This is a genomic window from Haladaptatus sp. ZSTT2 (assembly GCF_037081775.1).
Classification (GTDB): domain Archaea; phylum Halobacteriota; class Halobacteria; order Halobacteriales; family Halococcaceae; genus QDMS2.
In genome coordinates this window covers 1,341,205-1,356,774 of the sequence record NZ_JBAMHQ010000001.1, presented here as the reverse complement: position 1 = coordinate 1,356,774, position 15,570 = coordinate 1,341,205, and the positions used below count along the sequence as shown (strand labels likewise).

The following is a 15,570-nucleotide window of genomic DNA, read 5'->3' as shown; positions in this document are numbered from 1 at the left end:
ATATATTTAATAGCAACGATTATTGTATCAAACTCCGCAGTGTTCCGTGGATGCCTTCCAACTTCTCTAGACGGAACCTCATGCTCGCAAGCGCGCTTGCGGCCATGGGCAGTTACGCACAGAGTGCACAGGCTGCTCGCGGCGAGCACCACGACCACGACGATGGGCCGACGCTCAACCGGTTTGCGACCACGGTGAAAGGCGCGGAAATCACCGGCCTGTTTCTCACCGCGGGCGGACAGTTGTTCTTCAACGTCCAGCACCCATCCGAGGAAAACGACGTCCACGAAGGATACCAGCAGGGAGCCGTTGGCCACCTGCGCGGATTCAACATGCACAACCTCCCCGGGGATTTCGAGAGCGTTCAACTCCCGAAAAACGAATCGCAGCGCGAGCAGGTCAGAACCGCTCGCGGCAGCTACGAGTTCCTCGCCCACGGCGGTGAGAAGCTCTCGAACGGCGAGCTGCTCGGGATTCCAACGTCGCCCGAGGGCGAACCACTCACCGAAGGGATGAACCCCGACTTCAACGGCTTCGTCCCGGTGGCGGAACGCTCGGGCCGGGGACAGACACCGGAACGCGAGGGCTACCTGTTCACCAACTGGGAGGCCCGTCCCGGTGCGATGACCCGACTCCACCTCAAACAGCGCGGCAACCACTACGAGGTCGTCGGCCGGATGAACGTCGATTTCTCCGGCGTCGAGGGGACGTGGGTCAACTGCTTTGGCTCTGTCTCACCGTGGAACACGCCGCTCACTTCAGAGGAACTCTACTTCGACAACACCGCAGACTGGAACAACCCGGACTACGGCTATATCGCCGGCGTCGAGAACCTCGCAGTCCACCTCGGCTACTACCCGAATCCGTACCGCTACGGCTACATCACCGAGATTACGGAGCCAGAGAGCGATGACCCAACCCCCCAAAAACTGACGCCGATGGGCCGATTCTCTCACGAGAACTCCATCGTCATGCCCGACGAGCGGACGGTGTACCTGAGCGACGACGGCACAGGCACGGTGTTCTTCAAGTTCGTCGCAGACGAGCCGGGCGATCTCACCGCAGGCACCCTGTACGCAGCGAAAGCCAGTCAGGACCGTGGAAGCGACTACAACACAGTCGGCTTCGACCTCGACTGGCTCGAACTCGCCCACGCTAGCACCGAAGAAATCGAGACGTGGATTGCCGAGTACGACGGCATCACCCAAGACGACTACGTCGCCAGTGAGAACTCCTACATCACCGACGCGGAAATCGAGGCGTGGGCGCGCGGCGAGGCAGCAGACGACCGTGTTGCCTTCCTCGAATCGCGCAAGGCCGCAGAGGCCATCGGCGCAACCGCCGAGTTCCGCAAGATGGAGGGCGTGAACATCAAACGCGACGCCAAGCCCGGCGACTACCTCTACATGGCCATGTCCGCCGTCACGAAGACGATGGCAGACGACGAGGGCGAGATCCAACTCGCGGACAACGAATACGGCGCGGTCTACCGGATGCGACTCGGAGCTGACTACGACGTCTCGCGCATGGAACCCGTCGTCACCGGCGGCCCGAACGCGAACGTCTGTGGCGGCTGTCCGTACGACGCCAGCCCTGACTCTGCGAATAACGCCTGTCAAGACTGCGTGCACAACCCGAAAAACGAGGAGAACGACGGCTTCGCCACCTTCGCCGGCGAGCAAGACCCTGACAACACCATCGCCAACCCGGACAACTTGGTCGTGATGGACGACGGCCGCGTCATCATCGGCGAAGACTCCGGCCTTCACGACAACAACATGATTTGGGTCTACAACCCCGGCGAGTAGGCGCGATTCACTCTTTTTTCAAAGTGCGTCACGCGCGTAGTGAGCGAATGCGCCAGCAACCACGAAGGCGAGCGCGAAGAACAGCGCGAGGCGCGCCAGCAGTTCAGAATCGCTCGTGGCGTATTCGACGGCCACAAAGAGTACTGTGAGACCGAGGAGGAGGAATTTTAGTTCGAATACGTCACGAACGCCAGCCATCGTCGTGACGCACGTCCCGAGAAACGAAAAGCAGTGGGGTCGTCAGTCGCGCTTGCCCGCGCCGAGGGCTGCCTCGCCGACCGGTTCGTGGCCCTCGATGACTTCTTGGCCGCCCATGTACGGGCGGAGTGCTTCGGGGACGGTGACCGTGCCGTCCGGGTTCTGGTAGTATTCGAGCACCGCGACCAGCACGCGCGGGAGCGCGAGGCCGGAGGCGTTCAGCGTGTGGAGGTACTCAGCAGAGCCGTGGCGTTCTGGCCGGTAGCGCAGTCCGGCGCGGCGGGCTTGGAACTCCTCGAAGTTAGAGGCTGAAGAGACTTCGAGCCAGCGGCCGCCTTCTTCGGGACCGTCTTCCATGTCGTCGCCGGGAGCCCACACTTCGATGTCGTAGGTCTTCGCCGAGGCGAAGGTGAGGTCGCCGGTACACAGCGAGAGGATGCGGTAGGGCAGGCCGAGTTGTTTGAGGACTTCTTCTGCCTCGCCGAGCAGGCCTTCTAGGCGGTCGTAGCTCTCTTCTGGGCGGACGAAGTTCACCAACTCGACTTTGTTGAACTGGTGGACGCGGACGATGCCGCGGGTTTCCGTCCCGTGTTCACCGGCTTCCCGCCGGAAATTCGGCGTGAAGGCCTGATGTTTGAGCGGGAGGTCCTCGTCAAGGAGAATCTCGTCTCGGTACATGTTGGTGACGGGCACCTCCGCCGTCGGGCAGAGCCAGAGGTCTTCGCCTTCGAGTTTGTAGGCGTCGTCTGCGAACTTCGGGAGTTGGCCCGTACCGGTCATCGACTCACTGGAGACGGGAATCGGCGGCATCACGTCCACGTAGCCCTGCTCGCGGTGGACGTCCAGCATGAACTGGATGAGCGCGTGTTCTAAGCGCGCGCCGTCGCCTTTGAGGAAGTAGAAGCCGGAGCCAGCGACCTTCGCGCCGCGGGCTTCGTCGATAATCTCTAACTCCTCGCCGAGTTCGTAGTGCGGTTTGATGGAGGCGGGGAGGATGCGACGGTCGTCGAAGCCCCATCGGCGCTCTTCGACGTTATCTCGCTCAGTGGCCCCGACCGGGACGCTCTCGTGGGGGACGTTCGGGAACTCTAAGAGTTCTTGTTCGAGTCTCCCTTCGAGGTCATCCGCGGCAGACTCGATGCTCTCTAACTCTTCTTTGAGTTCGCTGGAGCGGTCGATGCACTCTTGGGCGGCCTTCTCTTGTCCCTCGCGCTTGAGCTGGCCAATCTGACTGGACACCTCGTTGCGCTCGTGTCGCAGGTCGTCCCCGCGGCTTTTCAGGTCGCGCCACTGCTCGTCTAAATCAAGCACGTAGTCGAGGTCCACGTCGTTCGCCATCCCGCGTGCGGCAAGGGCGTCGCTGACCTCTTTTGCGTGCTCACGAAGGTATCGCCTCCCAAGCATTCGTGGCCGAGGGTTCACGACGCCGGGGCAAAACCGTGTCGCTCTCACCCCCGAGAGCTTTTTCTTTTCCGGCCCGTGGGTCGCGTATGGGAATTGGTGACGTTTACGAAGTGACGACCGGCAACTGTTCTGACCTCTACTATATCGACACGGGGATGTACGACACACCCCAGTACGGCGCGGTCTACATCCTCGACGCCGACAATCCCGCCATCATCGACACCGGCATCGGCACGCGCTATGAGAACATCTTAGACGCCCTCGCAGAACTCGACATCGCCCGCGAGGATGTCGAATATATCCTGCCGACCCACGTCCACTTAGACCACGCGGGCGGCGCGGGCTACCTCGCAGACGCCCTCCCGAACGCGACGGTCGGCATCCACAAAATTGGCGCGCGCCACCTCGTTGACCCCTCTCGACTCGTCGAAGGCACCAAAATGGCCGTCGGTGACGCGTGGGAGTTCTACGCAGAACCGAAACCGGTTCCCGAAAACCGCATCCTCGAACTCACCGACGGCGACGTTATCGACCTCGGGAACCACACTCTCGGCGTCCATCACGCCCCCGGCCACGCCCCCCACCAGGTCGTCTTTCACGACCCACGAAACGACGCCGTGTTCACGGCCGACGCCGCAGGCATCTACCATCAGGACGCAGACTGCGTGCTCGTCACCTCGCCGCCGCCGAACTTCGACTTAGCGCAGTGTCTCGCGGACGTGAAGCTCATCGACGCCCTCCAGCCATCGACGCTGCTCTACGCCCACTTCGGTCCGGCGCCGACCGACGACCGGCTCCAGACCTACGCGAACGTCCTCACCGAGTGGGTCGATGACGTGTCCGCCGCGAAAGCCGACCTTGGCGATGATGAGGCGGTCATCGACCACTTCCTCGAAACCACCGACCTCGATGAACTCTGGGGCGAACGCAAGGCCCGCGACGAGATTTCGATGAACGTCACCGGCGTGTTGGTGGCGCTTTCGCGCGACGCGTAGGCCCGGATAACAGATGGTTCGGAAACATATCATCTGATTTTGGCGCGTGCTGAGACCAATGTAGCGGCGATGTCTGCCGATTAGTGGCCACGCGAAGAGGTGCCCTTATCACTCGTCCGTCCGTTACCGCGACTAATGGAGGAAACACTGTGGCAGAAGGCGGCTCGTTGATTCCGCTCGTCGCCGCAATCATCGGCATCGGCGTCGGCGCGCAGGTGCTCGCAGATCGATTCCGGGTGCCGAGTATCATCTTCCTCATCGCCTCGGGAATCCTCCTCGGGCCGGAGGGACTCGGCTTCGTCACCCGCGAATCGTTCGGCAGTGGCCTCTCGACGATTGTCGGCCTCTCCGTGGCCATCATCGTCTTCGAGGGGGCGTTTCACCTACGGATTAACAACCTCCGGGAGGCTCCGGCCGCGACCATTCGCCTCGTCACCGTCGGGGCGGCCATCGCCCTCGCCGGAACCGCGGCCATCGTCCACGTCGCCCTCGGCGTGTCGTGGACGGTCGCCGCACTCGTCGGCGCGCTGTTGGTCGCAACCGGGCCGACGGTCATCGCCCCAATTCTCGTCGTCGTCCCCGTCCGCGACCGCGTGGCGACGGCGCTCGAAACCGAAGGCATTGTAAACGACGTGACGGCGGCCATCATCGCGGTCGTCGTCTTCGAGATTCTCCTCGTCGGCGATGCAACGCCGTTCGAATTCGTGCAACTGTTCATCGAACGCCTCGGTGTCGGGATGATCGTCGGTGCGGTGGTCGCCGCGGTGCTCTGGTACCTGCTCCGGTACGTCGACCTCTCTCCCGCGAACGCCCCACAAAACGCCCGGCTGCTCACGCTCGCGGGGGCACTCGTGGCCTTCGCCGCCGCGGACGCCGTCCGCACAGAGGCGGGCATCGCGGCGGTCGCGACCGCGGGCATCCTCCTCGGCAACACGGACGTGCCCTACGAGGAGCAAATCTCCGAGTTCAAAGGCGACATCACGCTGCTCGTGTTGTCGTTCGTGTTCATCGCCCTCGCGGCGCTGCTCGACTTCGAGACGCTGCTCGGACTCGGGGTGCGCGGCCTCGTCGTCGTGTTCGCCGTCGCGCTCATCATCCGCCCGATACTCGTGTTCGTCTCGACGCGAGGTGACCGCTTTACGCAGGGCGAAAAGTTGTTCATGAGCTTCGTCGGCCCGCGCGGGATTATCCCCGCCTCCGTGGCGACGCTGTTCGCCGTTGAACTGCAGGCACAGGGCTTAGACGAGGCGGCGACCGTGCTTGTCGGCACGGTGTTTCTGGTCATCCTCATGACCGTTGTGTTCGAGGGTGGCTTCGCTCGGTACATCGCAGAATATCTGGACGTGATTCCAATGCGCGTAATTATCGTCGGCGGCGGAAAGGTGGGCCGCGCGCTCGCCGAACGCCTTGTCGACCGTGGCGAGAATGTAGTGATTATCGAACAAGACAGCTCGGTGCTCCAAATAGCCCGCGACGCGGGCTATACCGTCCACAACGGCGACGGCACCGACACGGACGTGTTGCGCTCTGCGGGGGCGGACAACGCCAAAACCATCGTCGCCGCCACCGGCGACGACGACGTGAACCTGCTCGTCTCGCAACTGGCGAGTTCGAAGTTCGGCATCGACCGCATCATGGCGCGGGCAAACAACCCCGACAACGTCGATGCGTTCGAGGAACTCGGCGTGCGCACCATCTCTTCGGCGCTCGCAACCGCCTACGCCCTCGACAACCTCATCGAGCGGCCCGCGCTCTCGAACTGGATGACCGAAATCGGGCGCTCTGGCGACGTCCAAGAGACCGAAGTCACGGCAGAGGACCTCGTGGGCAAGACCATCGGCGAAATCGACGTCGAACTCCCCGACGGCGTCCTCATCGCACTCGTGAGCCGTGACGGGAAAAACCAGATGCCAGATGAGGACTTCACCCTCCAAAACGGCGACCACGTCACGCTGCTCGGGCGCAAAGAGTCCGTTCGCCAGGCGCTCAAGACGTTCCACCCGCACGACTGAATCGGCGGTTTTTCTCTGCCTTTCCTCACTCCGAGAGTGCGTCGGAGAGGGCTGCGATGAGCGCGTCTTCTTTCGCGGCGAGGTCGGCAACGTCGTCGCTAATCTCACCAAACTGCTCGCGCAACTCAGCCTCGTTCTCTGCCCTGCTCGCGGTTTTGAACTTAGCGCCAACCGCCGTCCAGTCGTCGGCAATCTCGTGCATTCGCTCGCCGTGACTGGTGGAGATTTCAGGGAGTACGTCGGCCACCGAGTCGAGAAATCCGGCGTAGAGCCGTCTGAACGACCCGCCACCGGTTCCCCGGCGCTCAACCATCTGGTAGGCAAAGCGCGCCGTCCACGTGACTTCGGCCAACTCCCCGAGGGCTGTGAATTCGGGGAGTTCTGCGGCGAACTCGTGAATCCCGGCGAGTCCGTGGGTCGCGGAAACGTCACCGAGGGGCCACGGCGAGGTGTCTGGGTTTTGCATGTACGCAACCGTGGTCTGGATTGCGTGCCGCCCTGCGTCTTCCAGTGAGGCGCGTGGTTCGGGGTCGGTGACGACGATGTACCGCCGGGAGAGGGGCACCATCGCCTGCGAGGTCCACGCCTGCTCGAAATCCTCGCGGGAGACGGTTTGCACCTCGCTGAACTCACTATCGGAAATCGTCACCGACTCCTCGTCGTATCCCACGAGGAGGACGATGTGGGGCGCAAAGTGGGTGTCCGTGCCGTAATACTCGAGATAGAACAAATCGACAAACGCCATGACCGGCTTGTCGGCGTCGATGGCGGTTTCGACGGCGTCCCACGCGTCGGCTTTTTCTTGTCCCTCGCGTTCGATGTGCGGGATGTCGCAATTGGCGAAAAACGCCGACTCCATCCAGAGGGGGCGGCCGAGAAAGATGCGGTAGGGTGAGTCAGAGATGTGGAGGTAGGTAAAGCCGAGTCCCGAAGCGAGACCGAAGCTTTCGGCTTCAGAAAGGCCCCAGTCGTAGTAGGACGAGAGATTGCGAAGCGAGGTCGACCCACAGTGGCGTCCGGGTTCGTGGGCGTAGCCCGAAAGGTGCATAGCGGCGCTTCGAGAGCGCGGGCGATAACGATTGTGACGCCGGCGGTCAGACCCGCTCGCTCGCCCCCAGTAAGTCCGCCCGTGTGTCGATGTTCCAGAAGGCATCCGGTCCGGCGTGAGCGGTGGCGGTTTGCTCTGAGACCACCTCCGGGTCGAGCAGGACGATGAGGTCGTCCAGTCGCCCGTCGCGTTCGGTGAGCGCCTGTGTGCAGGCGGCTTGTGCCGCCCGGACGTGGACGACCGCAGGGAGGGGGGTGATGCGTCCGCGTACTCTGGCCACCGCCCCCGTCCGGTGGTTCGCCCGCGCGAACAGGAAGTTCAAGAATCCGGCGGCGACAAAGGGCATATCACAGGCAACGACCGCCGCGTACTTCGCCGTCGTCGCGTGCAGCCCGGTCTGCAGTCCCGCGACGGGGCCGCGGTCTGGAATCCGGTCTTCTGCAAACTGGACGGGCTGGTCGCCTATCGCCGCCGCGATCGCATCGCGTTGTGGTCGTCTGCAGTTGATGATAACCTCGTCAACTACGGGGGCAAGCGCCTCTACGACGTAGCAGACGAGCGGCGTGCCGTCGAGGGTTGCCGTCGCTTTGTCTCGCTGGTCGAACCGTTTCGATCGACCTCCTGCAAGGATGATTCCGGCACGCCCCGTGTCCGGTTTCATCACACCTGCCTCTCAGTCATCGGTCACCGTGACACCGTCACATTCACCCGGCTGGACATCGCCCCCACCCCACCCAACAGCAGGGCCGTTCACTGACCCTCACCCGCACCTTTAAGAAACATACATTTGTCAAACAAATAGGCGAATAGGTTGACGCAACGATAGTATTGCACGAAAGAGTGTGACTGACGCCAGCAGTGAACTACCCCGCCCTACGCACTACGTGCGTTGAGGACGGGGCTTCCTGCTTCTACGACACCCTTTGCAGACACCGAAGTGGTATCCACAGGGAGGGCAGTCTCCACAGGCGTTGATTCGGAGTATCCCACTCCTACTTGAGAAAGAGCCTTGTTCAGAATATTCACCGATGCATTCCAATCACGGTCAGCCGTGAACCCACAGGACGGGCATGAGTGTTCTCGAACCCAGAGCGGCTTCTTGGTTTTCACGCCACAAGCAGAACAGGCTTTGGTCGTATCTTTCGGGTCTACTTGCACGACGTGAACACCCGCTCGCTTAGCTTTGTACGCAAGCATATCGAGGAACGTCCTCCACGACGCATGGGCCGTGTTACGACTGTTGCGGTCTTGGGTCATCAACCCGGCAACGTTCAAGTCTTCGACGGCAATGAACGAATAGTTCTCCACGTAGTATCGAGACAGTTTGTGCAAGAAGTCGTGGCGTTGGCGCTTCAACCGAGAATGCATCTTCGCCACTTTCACTCGTTGTTTCTCGTAATTGTTCGAGCCGTGTTGTTTCCGAGACAACGAGCGTTGTTCTCGCTCCAATCGCTCTTGCGTCTCCGACACATCGAGACTGCTGACTGAAAGACCAGTTGTGTCGTGTGTGTACGAGAGGATGCCTACGTCGATACCTACCATTTCCTCTGCTGGAATCTCATCGACAGCAGGTTTCTCTGGTGGTTCAGCGGCTTCGTCTATCATCACGCACGCATACCACTCGTCGGCGGGCGTGTGCTTGACGGTGATTCGTTTGATTTCTCCGCTTGGAATTGGTCGGTGATACGTGATTGGGACATGCCCAATCTTCGACAACCACAGCGTCGATGGTTCGTCGTGGCCACTCGTGTGATTGAGTTCGAAGCCTGATTGGACGAAGGTCATCGAGCGATACTCTCGTGGTCGTTGCCACTTTAACCACCCAACACGGTTTCCGCTTTGCTTTGTCTTGCTGAGGTTTGAGAGGTTGCGGTAGAACCGTTCAACTGTCTCTTGCAAAACTTTCGAGTGGACGGTTTTGAGGTCAGTCCACTGTTTCTTCAAGGCGGGAAGTTGGTTTTTCTGGTCAACATCAGAGGGTTTGTCGTCATCTGGTGCGACCGTGTAGGAGTATCGGGTATGGTTGTAGAGTTGCCTACAAGTATCAAGTTGCGAGAGCAACGAGTCGGCCATCTCATCGGTGGGATGGAGCCGATACTTGTAGGTTATCACACTGTTTTCTAAGATGTAATTCTATATGAGGGTGACTATCTTTCGCATGGTAGTTGTGGAAATTGTGTACGGCTGTATCCCCACCCTACTCGCTCCCTGCGGTCGCTCCTTGAGGATGGGGTCTTAGCCTGTTACAGAATAAAACGATAATCATTTCCTATCTAAAATTATACCTTGGGTTTGCCGACGCACGTTCGGTTTACAATGGCGATGATACTGTTTTATCACATATTCTGTTCAGTTTCACCGCGCTTTTCTGGCCGAACGTGGGGATTTCGTTCGGTGGCGCGACGTGCGTGGTGGCCCGCGATACGTGAACACGCGCATGCTCGGCACACAGGTTGGCGGTGTCGAGCGCAGAAAAATATTCGAGCGCGGCGGTCGGTGTGGCTCTACCGGCTGAACTCGATGGCCGCACCCTGACCGAAGCCGACACAGAGGGTGGCGAGGCCGAGGTCTACGTCCTGTTTTATCATCTCGTGGATGAGGGTGACCGGGAGCCGTGCGCCACTCGCCCCAAGCGGGTGCCCGATGGCGATTGCGCCGCCGTTCACGTTGAGGATGTCCTGGTCGATGCCGAGTTCGTTTGCGGAGTAGACACACTGGCTTGCGAACGCTTCGTTGATTTCGACGAGGTCGTACTCGTCGATGTCGCGTCCGGAGCGTTCGAGCAGGCCGCGCGTTGCGGGGACGGGACCGATGCCCATCACGGTCGGGTCAACGCCCGCGACGTTGTTGTTGCCGACCTCCGCGAGGATGTCTAAGTCGTGTTCGTCTGCGAACGCCTTCGAAGTGATGAGCAAGGCGGACGCACCGTCTGAAATCTGGGAGGCGTTCCCCGGCGTGACCGTACCGTCTGCCTTGAACACGGTGGGGAGTCCGGCGAGCTTTTCGGCGGTCGTCCCCGGGCGGAGGCCTTCGTCTTTCGTGATCTTCTCCTCGCCGTTGTCGATGGGGACGATTTCGTCTTCGAAGCGGCCGGATTCGGTGGCTTCGACGGCCCGTTGCTGGCTGCGGGCGGCGAACTCGTCTTGCATCTCGCGGGTGATGTCGTACTCCTCTGCGACCTTCTCTGCGGTCATACCCATGTCGAGTTCTGCGACGTTGTACAGGTCGTTCATCCGCGGATGGGTGTTGTGCGTGTTGCCGCCCATCGGGACGCGGGACATGTTCTCGACGCCGCCTGCGATGATGGCATCGCGTTGGCCGGCGCGGATGGCGTCGGAGGCGGAGATGACCGCCTGCATCGAGGACGCACACCAGCGGTTGATGGTCGTCGCCGGGACGGATTCGCCGAGCTCCGAGAGCAGGGCGATGACGCGCGCCATGTTGTTGCCCTGCTCGCCGCGCTGTTGGGCACAGCCCCACATGAGGTCGTCAATCTCGTCGCCACCGAGATTCGTTCGCGCGAGAATCTCGTTTATGAGTGGAATCGAGAGGTCTTCTGCGCGGACGTCTGCGAACACGCCACCGTCTTTCCCTTGCGGGGTTCTCAGCGCCTGTACGATGACGGGAGTGGTGTCTGCCATGTGAGTACGTAGGGGCTTGGTGTTTGTTAAAGGCACGCGAACCCACAGTGCGAGTGTGCTGAGTTTATTGAGGCCGTTCGACGGTCTTATGCCACTCGCCCCCTTAATCCCCCGAGAATGAGCAGCCCGGAGCTTTCCGTCGTTGAGTTCTTGTTGACGACACATCTCTACAACCAAGACCGCGACCGCGACGAGAACGACCTGCCACCCCGCTATCGCCGGGTTTTCTGGGGTGAGGAGGGTATCGAGCGCCCGCTTCCGTCGACCCTGAAAAAGGCCGCCGCGGCCACCGGCGTCGAACACCCGTGGGAGGCGGTCTCGGGTCTGATGTTCACTGACTTTGATGACTTCAATCAGGTCATCAAGCTCACCGAAATCGACCTCGCAAAGCAGTGGTATCTCGACCGCGCCGGGCCAGAGCGCATCATGGAAGTCCCCACCCTCGCCGCCACGTTCGAAGACGAGGTCGAGGACCTCGATTACGAACACTCCCGGGCACAGAACCGTCCCCTGCGCGCAGACCGCGTCTGGATTGACAGCCTCTTAGAGGAGTACTTTGAGAGCGAGGAAGAAGAGGAGATGCTCGACCTCGTGGACATCCTCGCGCCCGAGGAAATCGACATGAGTCTCGATGACCTCGTCCTCACCGCAGACCAGGAAGGCGAGATTCTGAAGATTATGAAGGCCATCGAGCACCGCGATTACCTCGCCCAAATCGGCCTCCGCGAAATCGGAAAGCTCCTCTACGTCGGGCCACCGGGAACCGGGAAGACGACGACGGCGCGCGCGCTCGCCCACGAACTCGACCTGCCCTTTGTCGAGGTCAAACTCTCGATGATTACGAGCCAGTACCTCGGTGAGACGGCCAAAAACGTCGAGAAAACGTTCGAGGTGGCAAAGCGCCTCTCGCCGTGTGTCTTGTTCATGGACGAGTTCGACTTCGTCGCGAAAACGCGGGCGTCGGACGAGCACGCCGCCATCAAGCGTGCGGTGAACACCCTGCTCAAGTCCATCGACAACATCAGCCTGATTCAAGACGACGTGCTCCTCATTGGCGCGACGAACCACCCAGACCAACTCGACGCGGCGGCGTGGCGGCGCTTCGACGAGATTGTGAACTTCCCGAAACCAGACCGGCAGATGCGTTCTGACATCCTCTGGCTCATCACTCGCAACATGGAGATTGTGGACTTCGACCCGGACGAGGTCGCAGAACTCACCGAGGGTCTCACCGGGAGCGACCTCCGGCTCGTGATGCGCGAAGCCGTGCTCGAAGCGCTGACCGAAGAGCGAATGGTGCTTACCCAACAAGACCTCTTAGACGCCATCACCGACTTCGAGGAGCGCGACACGCTGAAAGACTTAGACATGATGAACGGCGACCACGACGCGCTCATCGCGGGCGGCAGCGACATGCCCGGCGGGTCCGATTCAGGCCACGACCACGACCACGATCACGACCACGATCACGACCACAGTCACGACTGATGCAGGTCACGCTCCTTGGCACCGGCGACACGACGGGGACGCCCACCCCGAACTGTGGCTGTGATACCTGCGAGGAGGCCCGGGAGCGCGGCGTCCACCGCAGTCGCTTTTCCGTGCACGTTTACAACGAACGCACCGACGAAACCCTGCTCGTAGACGTGAGTCCGGACTTTCGCCACCAGTTTCTCACGAACGACCTCCCGCTCCCGGACGTGGCGCTTATCACCCACATCCACTTCGACCACGTCGACGGGCTCGGGAACGCCTATCGCCTCCTCTCTGACCTGCCGGTGTACGCGGGTGCGGAGATAGACCCCGTCACCGGCGAGAGCGTCGCCGAGACGATTCGACAGAAGTTCGACTACCTGCGCGCCGTCACCGTTCACGACGTTCTGCCCTTCGAGACCCAGCGTCTCTGTGGGTTCGACGTGACGTTCGTCCCGGTTGACCACCCGCCGCTGCTCTGTTATGGTGTCGTCGTCGAAGACCCGAAGACCGGCGCGAAACTCTCGATTTCCGGTGATACGAGCTTTGATATGCCCACACAGTCCCGTGAGTTGCTCGCCGACCCCGACCTCTTACTTGCAGACGGCATCGTCCCCGGCCACCTCTCAGAACACCACCCGGCTGGCGGCGACCACCACGACGACGACGGGAATCCGCGCACCTTCGGGTCGAAACACATGACCCGCGAAGGGGCGATTGCTCTCGGCAACGAGTTGAACGCAGAACTCACCCGCCTCGTCCACATCGCCCACTACTACCCCGTCGAAGAGGCATTCGAAGACCCGCTCGCTATCGACGGCGAGCGCTATCAGCTATAGAAACCGGTCAAGGCCGCTCTGGGTGCGCGGGCCTTTTGGATTTGCGACCCACGGTGTCCGCCTGTCGCGGACGGCTTCGATGTCGATCTCCGGCGGGTCTGCGGGTTCGTAGCCCGGACACGCCGGGCCGCATTCTTCTGCCGGATTCACCACTGCCTCTTTCCACTCGCAGTAGGGGATGCCATCGGCCCCGGCGACCGTTTTTGCTACCCCATGGACGCACGGTGGCAAGTCGAAACTTCGCCAGCCCTTGCCATACGCGCGCTCGGCCATTCGGCGACGGAGTCGCGCCTTTTCACCCGCCGTCGCAACCCGCATGTCGGTTCGCCCAGCATACGCATCCACGATATCGACACCCGGTGCGGCGGGGTCGAGTGCCGTTGGCTCCTGGACGACTTCGAGGCCCCCTGTTTCGGGTCGAAACCGCCACACACCCACTTCGTCAGGGATGCGGTTCAGATGCGCGCCGGTGACGTAGGATTCGGTGGCGAGAATCACCTCGTCGAACACGCCGAGGGACACGTCTTTGCGCAACTGGAGTTCTAAGTCACCCGGCACGGCGAGGTCGGGTTTGTTCTCGATGCCGACGAGCTTGTCGAACCAGTTCTCGGGATACCGCGCCGTCTGCCGGACGTAGAGGCGCGACCCCTGGCGGACGCGCTCGAAAAACCCAATCTCGATGGCGCGTTCGGTGACGCTTCGCGCCCGGTCTGGGTGCATGTCGAAGCAGTTTCGGTAATAGCGGGCTTGCCCGACTCCCGCGCGACTCTCGATGGCCGCGTCGGGAATCTCGTGGGGCGTGATGGCCGCCCGTTTTGCGAACTCGGGGCCGGGTTCGACACAGACGATGTCCATGATGCGCCGCCCGTGGACGCTTGCGCCGAGCTGGCGGGCGATAATCTCGTCTCGCTCGCGCTCAAGGAGGGCACAGAGGGCCACCTCGAACGCGAATTCGGACATGGATGGAGAGAGGAGGTGAGTCGGGAAAAATCTCGTGCTAGAGGTGGGTTCTGAAACCGCAGACAACATTGCTTCTACAACCTTGAAAGCCCCCAGCGGTTCGGCTCCCGCGGTACGCGCTGCGCTCCTCGGCCTCCGGCCTGCGGTGCTTGCGGCACCGGGGTTCCCCGAACCGCTGGCCCCTTTCAGTCCCACCCCGTGGCGGTTGGTTGGTCGTCTAGACCCCCAGCTCCTCGGCCAGTTCGTAGAAGGTCTCAATCGTCAGGTCGGGGTCGCCGCCGAAGGTTTCGTAGGGCGTGCCCTTCCGGTCAACCCAGACGCCCTGCATCCCGGCGTGTTGTGCGCCCATCACGTCGAACCACCCAGCAGAAACGTGGGCGATTTCCTTGATTGGGGTTCCCGTCCGCCCGGCGGCGTGGCGGTAGATTTCGGCGTCGGGTTTGAACGTCTTGACTTCGTGGGCGGAAATCGTATCAGAAAGCAGGTCACCGATATCGGCGTGGGAGACCATCGAGGCGAGCATCTCGGGGTTTCCATTCGAGACGACGTAGCAGTCGTATCCGCCGTCGCGCAGGCGCTGGATGCCGTCGCGCACGTCGTCGAACACGTCGAGTTCGTGGTAGACGGCGAGAATCTCATCGCGCTCGTCGGTAGACATATCGACGCCGTGGGCGTCCAGCGCGTACTGGAGGGCGTCGCGGTTCATCTCATAGAAGGGCTGGTAGGCGTCAACGAAGTTCGCCACCATGGTGTACTCAATCGAGCGCGCTCGCCAGAGCTTCGAGACGGGTTCGGGGTCAGACACGCGGTCTGCGAGCGCCTGCTCTGCGGCGTCTACGTCGACGATGGTGCTGTACGAATCGAAGGTAACGGTCGTGACTCGGGCTGCGTCGAATGCCATGTCAGTGCATTGCAGGCCGGGCCACAGAACTGTTTTCCCTTATTGAGCGAGGAACGAGCCCACGGCCAACGGGAGTGCAAAGAGGCCAGCGACGCCGCCAACCCACAGCAACACGAACAGTGCCGGTGCAGGCAGGAGGGCTGTGGCGACCACAGCGACCGCGACGAGTGCCGCGAACGCGAGGGCCACAAGGAACAGCATGACCGCCGCGTCCACAGCAGCGTCTGCGGGCGTTCTCGGTGCAAGTCGGGTCGCGGATGACAGCTGTGGGTTGGATGCGGCCATGGGTCT

At 61.6% G+C, this 15,570-nt stretch carries 14 protein-coding genes; 5 read left to right on the top strand and 9 right to left on the bottom strand.

Going from position 1 to position 15,570, the window contains the following annotated elements; genetic code table 11:
- The first annotated feature begins 50 nt into the window (after window positions 1-50).
- Window positions 51-1,808 carry an alkaline phosphatase PhoX gene (locus tag V5N13_RS07445; protein WP_336360247.1) on the top strand — a complete coding sequence of 586 codons (1,758 nt, stop codon included), beginning with the start codon at window positions 51-53 and terminating at the stop codon, window positions 1,806-1,808.
- 18 nt (window positions 1,809-1,826) lie between these two features.
- Here V5N13_RS07445 and V5N13_RS07440 read toward each other — a convergent pair whose 3' ends face one another.
- Both V5N13_RS07440 and serS read right to left on the bottom strand, forming a co-directional pair.
- On the bottom strand, window positions 1,827-2,006 hold the full coding sequence (locus V5N13_RS07440) for a hypothetical protein (RefSeq protein WP_336360246.1): 180 nt from the start codon (window positions 2,004-2,006) through the stop codon (window positions 1,827-1,829).
- A 42-nt stretch (window positions 2,007-2,048) separates the two neighbouring features.
- The gene (gene serS / locus V5N13_RS07435) at window positions 2,049-3,410 is read right to left on the bottom strand and encodes a serine--tRNA ligase (RefSeq protein ID WP_336360245.1); all 1,362 of its coding nucleotides are present in this window, start codon (window positions 3,408-3,410) and stop codon (window positions 2,049-2,051) included.
- 86 nt (window positions 3,411-3,496) lie between these two features.
- Here serS and V5N13_RS07430 point away from each other — a divergent pair, with 86 nt between their 5' ends.
- Window positions 3,497-4,405 (top strand): MBL fold metallo-hydrolase, encoded by a 909-nt coding sequence (locus V5N13_RS07430; protein ID WP_336360244.1) that lies wholly within the window; start codon window positions 3,497-3,499, stop codon window positions 4,403-4,405.
- Window positions 4,406-4,554: 149 nt separating this feature from the next.
- A complete protein-coding gene (locus V5N13_RS07425; protein ID WP_332897271.1) occupies window positions 4,555-6,417 on the top strand; it encodes a cation:proton antiporter domain-containing protein in 1,863 nt (620 codons plus the stop codon).
- A 25-nt stretch (window positions 6,418-6,442) separates the two neighbouring features.
- On the opposite strand, the gene V5N13_RS07420 is transcribed toward V5N13_RS07425, so the two are convergent.
- The 4 genes from V5N13_RS07420 to V5N13_RS07405 all read right to left on the bottom strand — a co-directional run bounded on the left by V5N13_RS07420 (window position 6,443) and on the right by V5N13_RS07405 (window position 11,106).
- Window positions 6,443-7,465: a BtrH N-terminal domain-containing protein gene (locus V5N13_RS07420; RefSeq protein WP_336360243.1), complete on the bottom strand. Its 1,023-nt coding sequence runs from the start codon at window positions 7,463-7,465 to the stop codon at window positions 6,443-6,445.
- A gap of 46 nt (window positions 7,466-7,511) precedes the next feature.
- A complete protein-coding gene (locus tag V5N13_RS07415) occupies window positions 7,512-8,126 on the bottom strand; it encodes a molybdenum cofactor guanylyltransferase (protein WP_336360242.1) in 615 nt (204 codons plus the stop codon).
- 212 nt (window positions 8,127-8,338) lie between these two features.
- Entirely contained in the window at window positions 8,339-9,577 is a 1,239-nt protein-coding gene (locus V5N13_RS07410; protein WP_336360241.1) for an RNA-guided endonuclease InsQ/TnpB family protein, read from the bottom strand.
- A 392-nt stretch (window positions 9,578-9,969) separates the two neighbouring features.
- Window positions 9,970-11,106, bottom strand: a complete 1,137-nt coding sequence (locus tag V5N13_RS07405) for a thiolase family protein (RefSeq protein ID WP_336360240.1) — start codon at window positions 11,104-11,106, stop codon at window positions 9,970-9,972.
- Between the two features lie 117 nt (window positions 11,107-11,223).
- Between V5N13_RS07405 and V5N13_RS07400 the strand changes: the two genes are divergently transcribed.
- Window positions 11,224-12,594, top strand: a complete 1,371-nt coding sequence (locus V5N13_RS07400; protein ID WP_336360239.1) for an ATP-binding protein — start codon at window positions 11,224-11,226, stop codon at window positions 12,592-12,594.
- Window positions 12,594-13,418: an MBL fold metallo-hydrolase gene (locus V5N13_RS07395; protein ID WP_336360238.1), complete on the top strand. Its 825-nt coding sequence runs from the start codon at window positions 12,594-12,596 to the stop codon at window positions 13,416-13,418. The genes V5N13_RS07400 and V5N13_RS07395 overlap by 1 nt, the downstream gene beginning before the upstream one ends.
- On the opposite strand, the gene V5N13_RS07390 is transcribed toward V5N13_RS07395, so the two are convergent.
- The 3 genes from V5N13_RS07390 to V5N13_RS07380 all read right to left on the bottom strand — a co-directional run bounded on the left by V5N13_RS07390 (window position 13,413) and on the right by V5N13_RS07380 (window position 15,564).
- On the bottom strand, window positions 13,413-14,378 hold the full coding sequence (locus V5N13_RS07390) for a DUF5787 family protein (protein ID WP_336360237.1): 966 nt from the start codon (window positions 14,376-14,378) through the stop codon (window positions 13,413-13,415). The two genes, V5N13_RS07395 and V5N13_RS07390, sit on opposite strands and share 6 nt — an antisense overlap.
- Before the next feature lie 217 nt (window positions 14,379-14,595).
- On the bottom strand, window positions 14,596-15,279 hold the full coding sequence (locus tag V5N13_RS07385) for a haloacid dehalogenase type II (RefSeq protein WP_336360236.1): 684 nt from the start codon (window positions 15,277-15,279) through the stop codon (window positions 14,596-14,598).
- 39 nt (window positions 15,280-15,318) lie between these two features.
- Window positions 15,319-15,564: a hypothetical protein gene (locus tag V5N13_RS07380; RefSeq protein WP_336360235.1), complete on the bottom strand. Its 246-nt coding sequence runs from the start codon at window positions 15,562-15,564 to the stop codon at window positions 15,319-15,321.
- Between the last annotated feature and the right edge of the window lie 6 nt (window positions 15,565-15,570).

Excerpts from the sequence above, each read along its gene's own strand:
- V5N13_RS07440 (WP_336360246.1), bottom strand. The coding sequence starts at position 2,006 with ATGGCTGGCGTTCGTGACGTATTCGAACTAAAATTCCTCCTCCTCGGT.
- V5N13_RS07390 (WP_336360237.1), bottom strand. The coding sequence starts at position 14,378 with ATGTCCGAATTCGCGTTCGAGGTGGCCCTCTGTGCCCTCCTTGAGCGC.
- V5N13_RS07405 (WP_336360240.1), bottom strand. The coding sequence starts at position 11,106 with ATGGCAGACACCACTCCCGTCATCGTACAGGCGCTGAGAACCCCGCAA.
- V5N13_RS07415 (WP_336360242.1), bottom strand. The coding sequence starts at position 8,126 with ATGAAACCGGACACGGGGCGTGCCGGAATCATCCTTGCAGGAGGTCGA.
- V5N13_RS07385 (WP_336360236.1), bottom strand. The coding sequence starts at position 15,279 with ATGGCATTCGACGCAGCCCGAGTCACGACCGTTACCTTCGATTCGTAC.
- serS (WP_336360245.1), bottom strand. The coding sequence starts at position 3,410 with ATGCTTGGGAGGCGATACCTTCGTGAGCACGCAAAAGAGGTCAGCGAC.
- V5N13_RS07430 (WP_336360244.1), top strand. The coding sequence starts at position 3,497 with ATGGGAATTGGTGACGTTTACGAAGTGACGACCGGCAACTGTTCTGAC.
- V5N13_RS07395 (WP_336360238.1), top strand. The coding sequence starts at position 12,594 with ATGCAGGTCACGCTCCTTGGCACCGGCGACACGACGGGGACGCCCACC.
- V5N13_RS07380 (WP_336360235.1), bottom strand. The coding sequence starts at position 15,564 with ATGGCCGCATCCAACCCACAGCTGTCATCCGCGACCCGACTTGCACCG.
- V5N13_RS07420 (WP_336360243.1), bottom strand. The coding sequence starts at position 7,465 with ATGCACCTTTCGGGCTACGCCCACGAACCCGGACGCCACTGTGGGTCG.
- V5N13_RS07445 (WP_336360247.1), top strand. The coding sequence starts at position 51 with ATGCCTTCCAACTTCTCTAGACGGAACCTCATGCTCGCAAGCGCGCTT.
- V5N13_RS07400 (WP_336360239.1), top strand. The coding sequence starts at position 11,224 with ATGAGCAGCCCGGAGCTTTCCGTCGTTGAGTTCTTGTTGACGACACAT.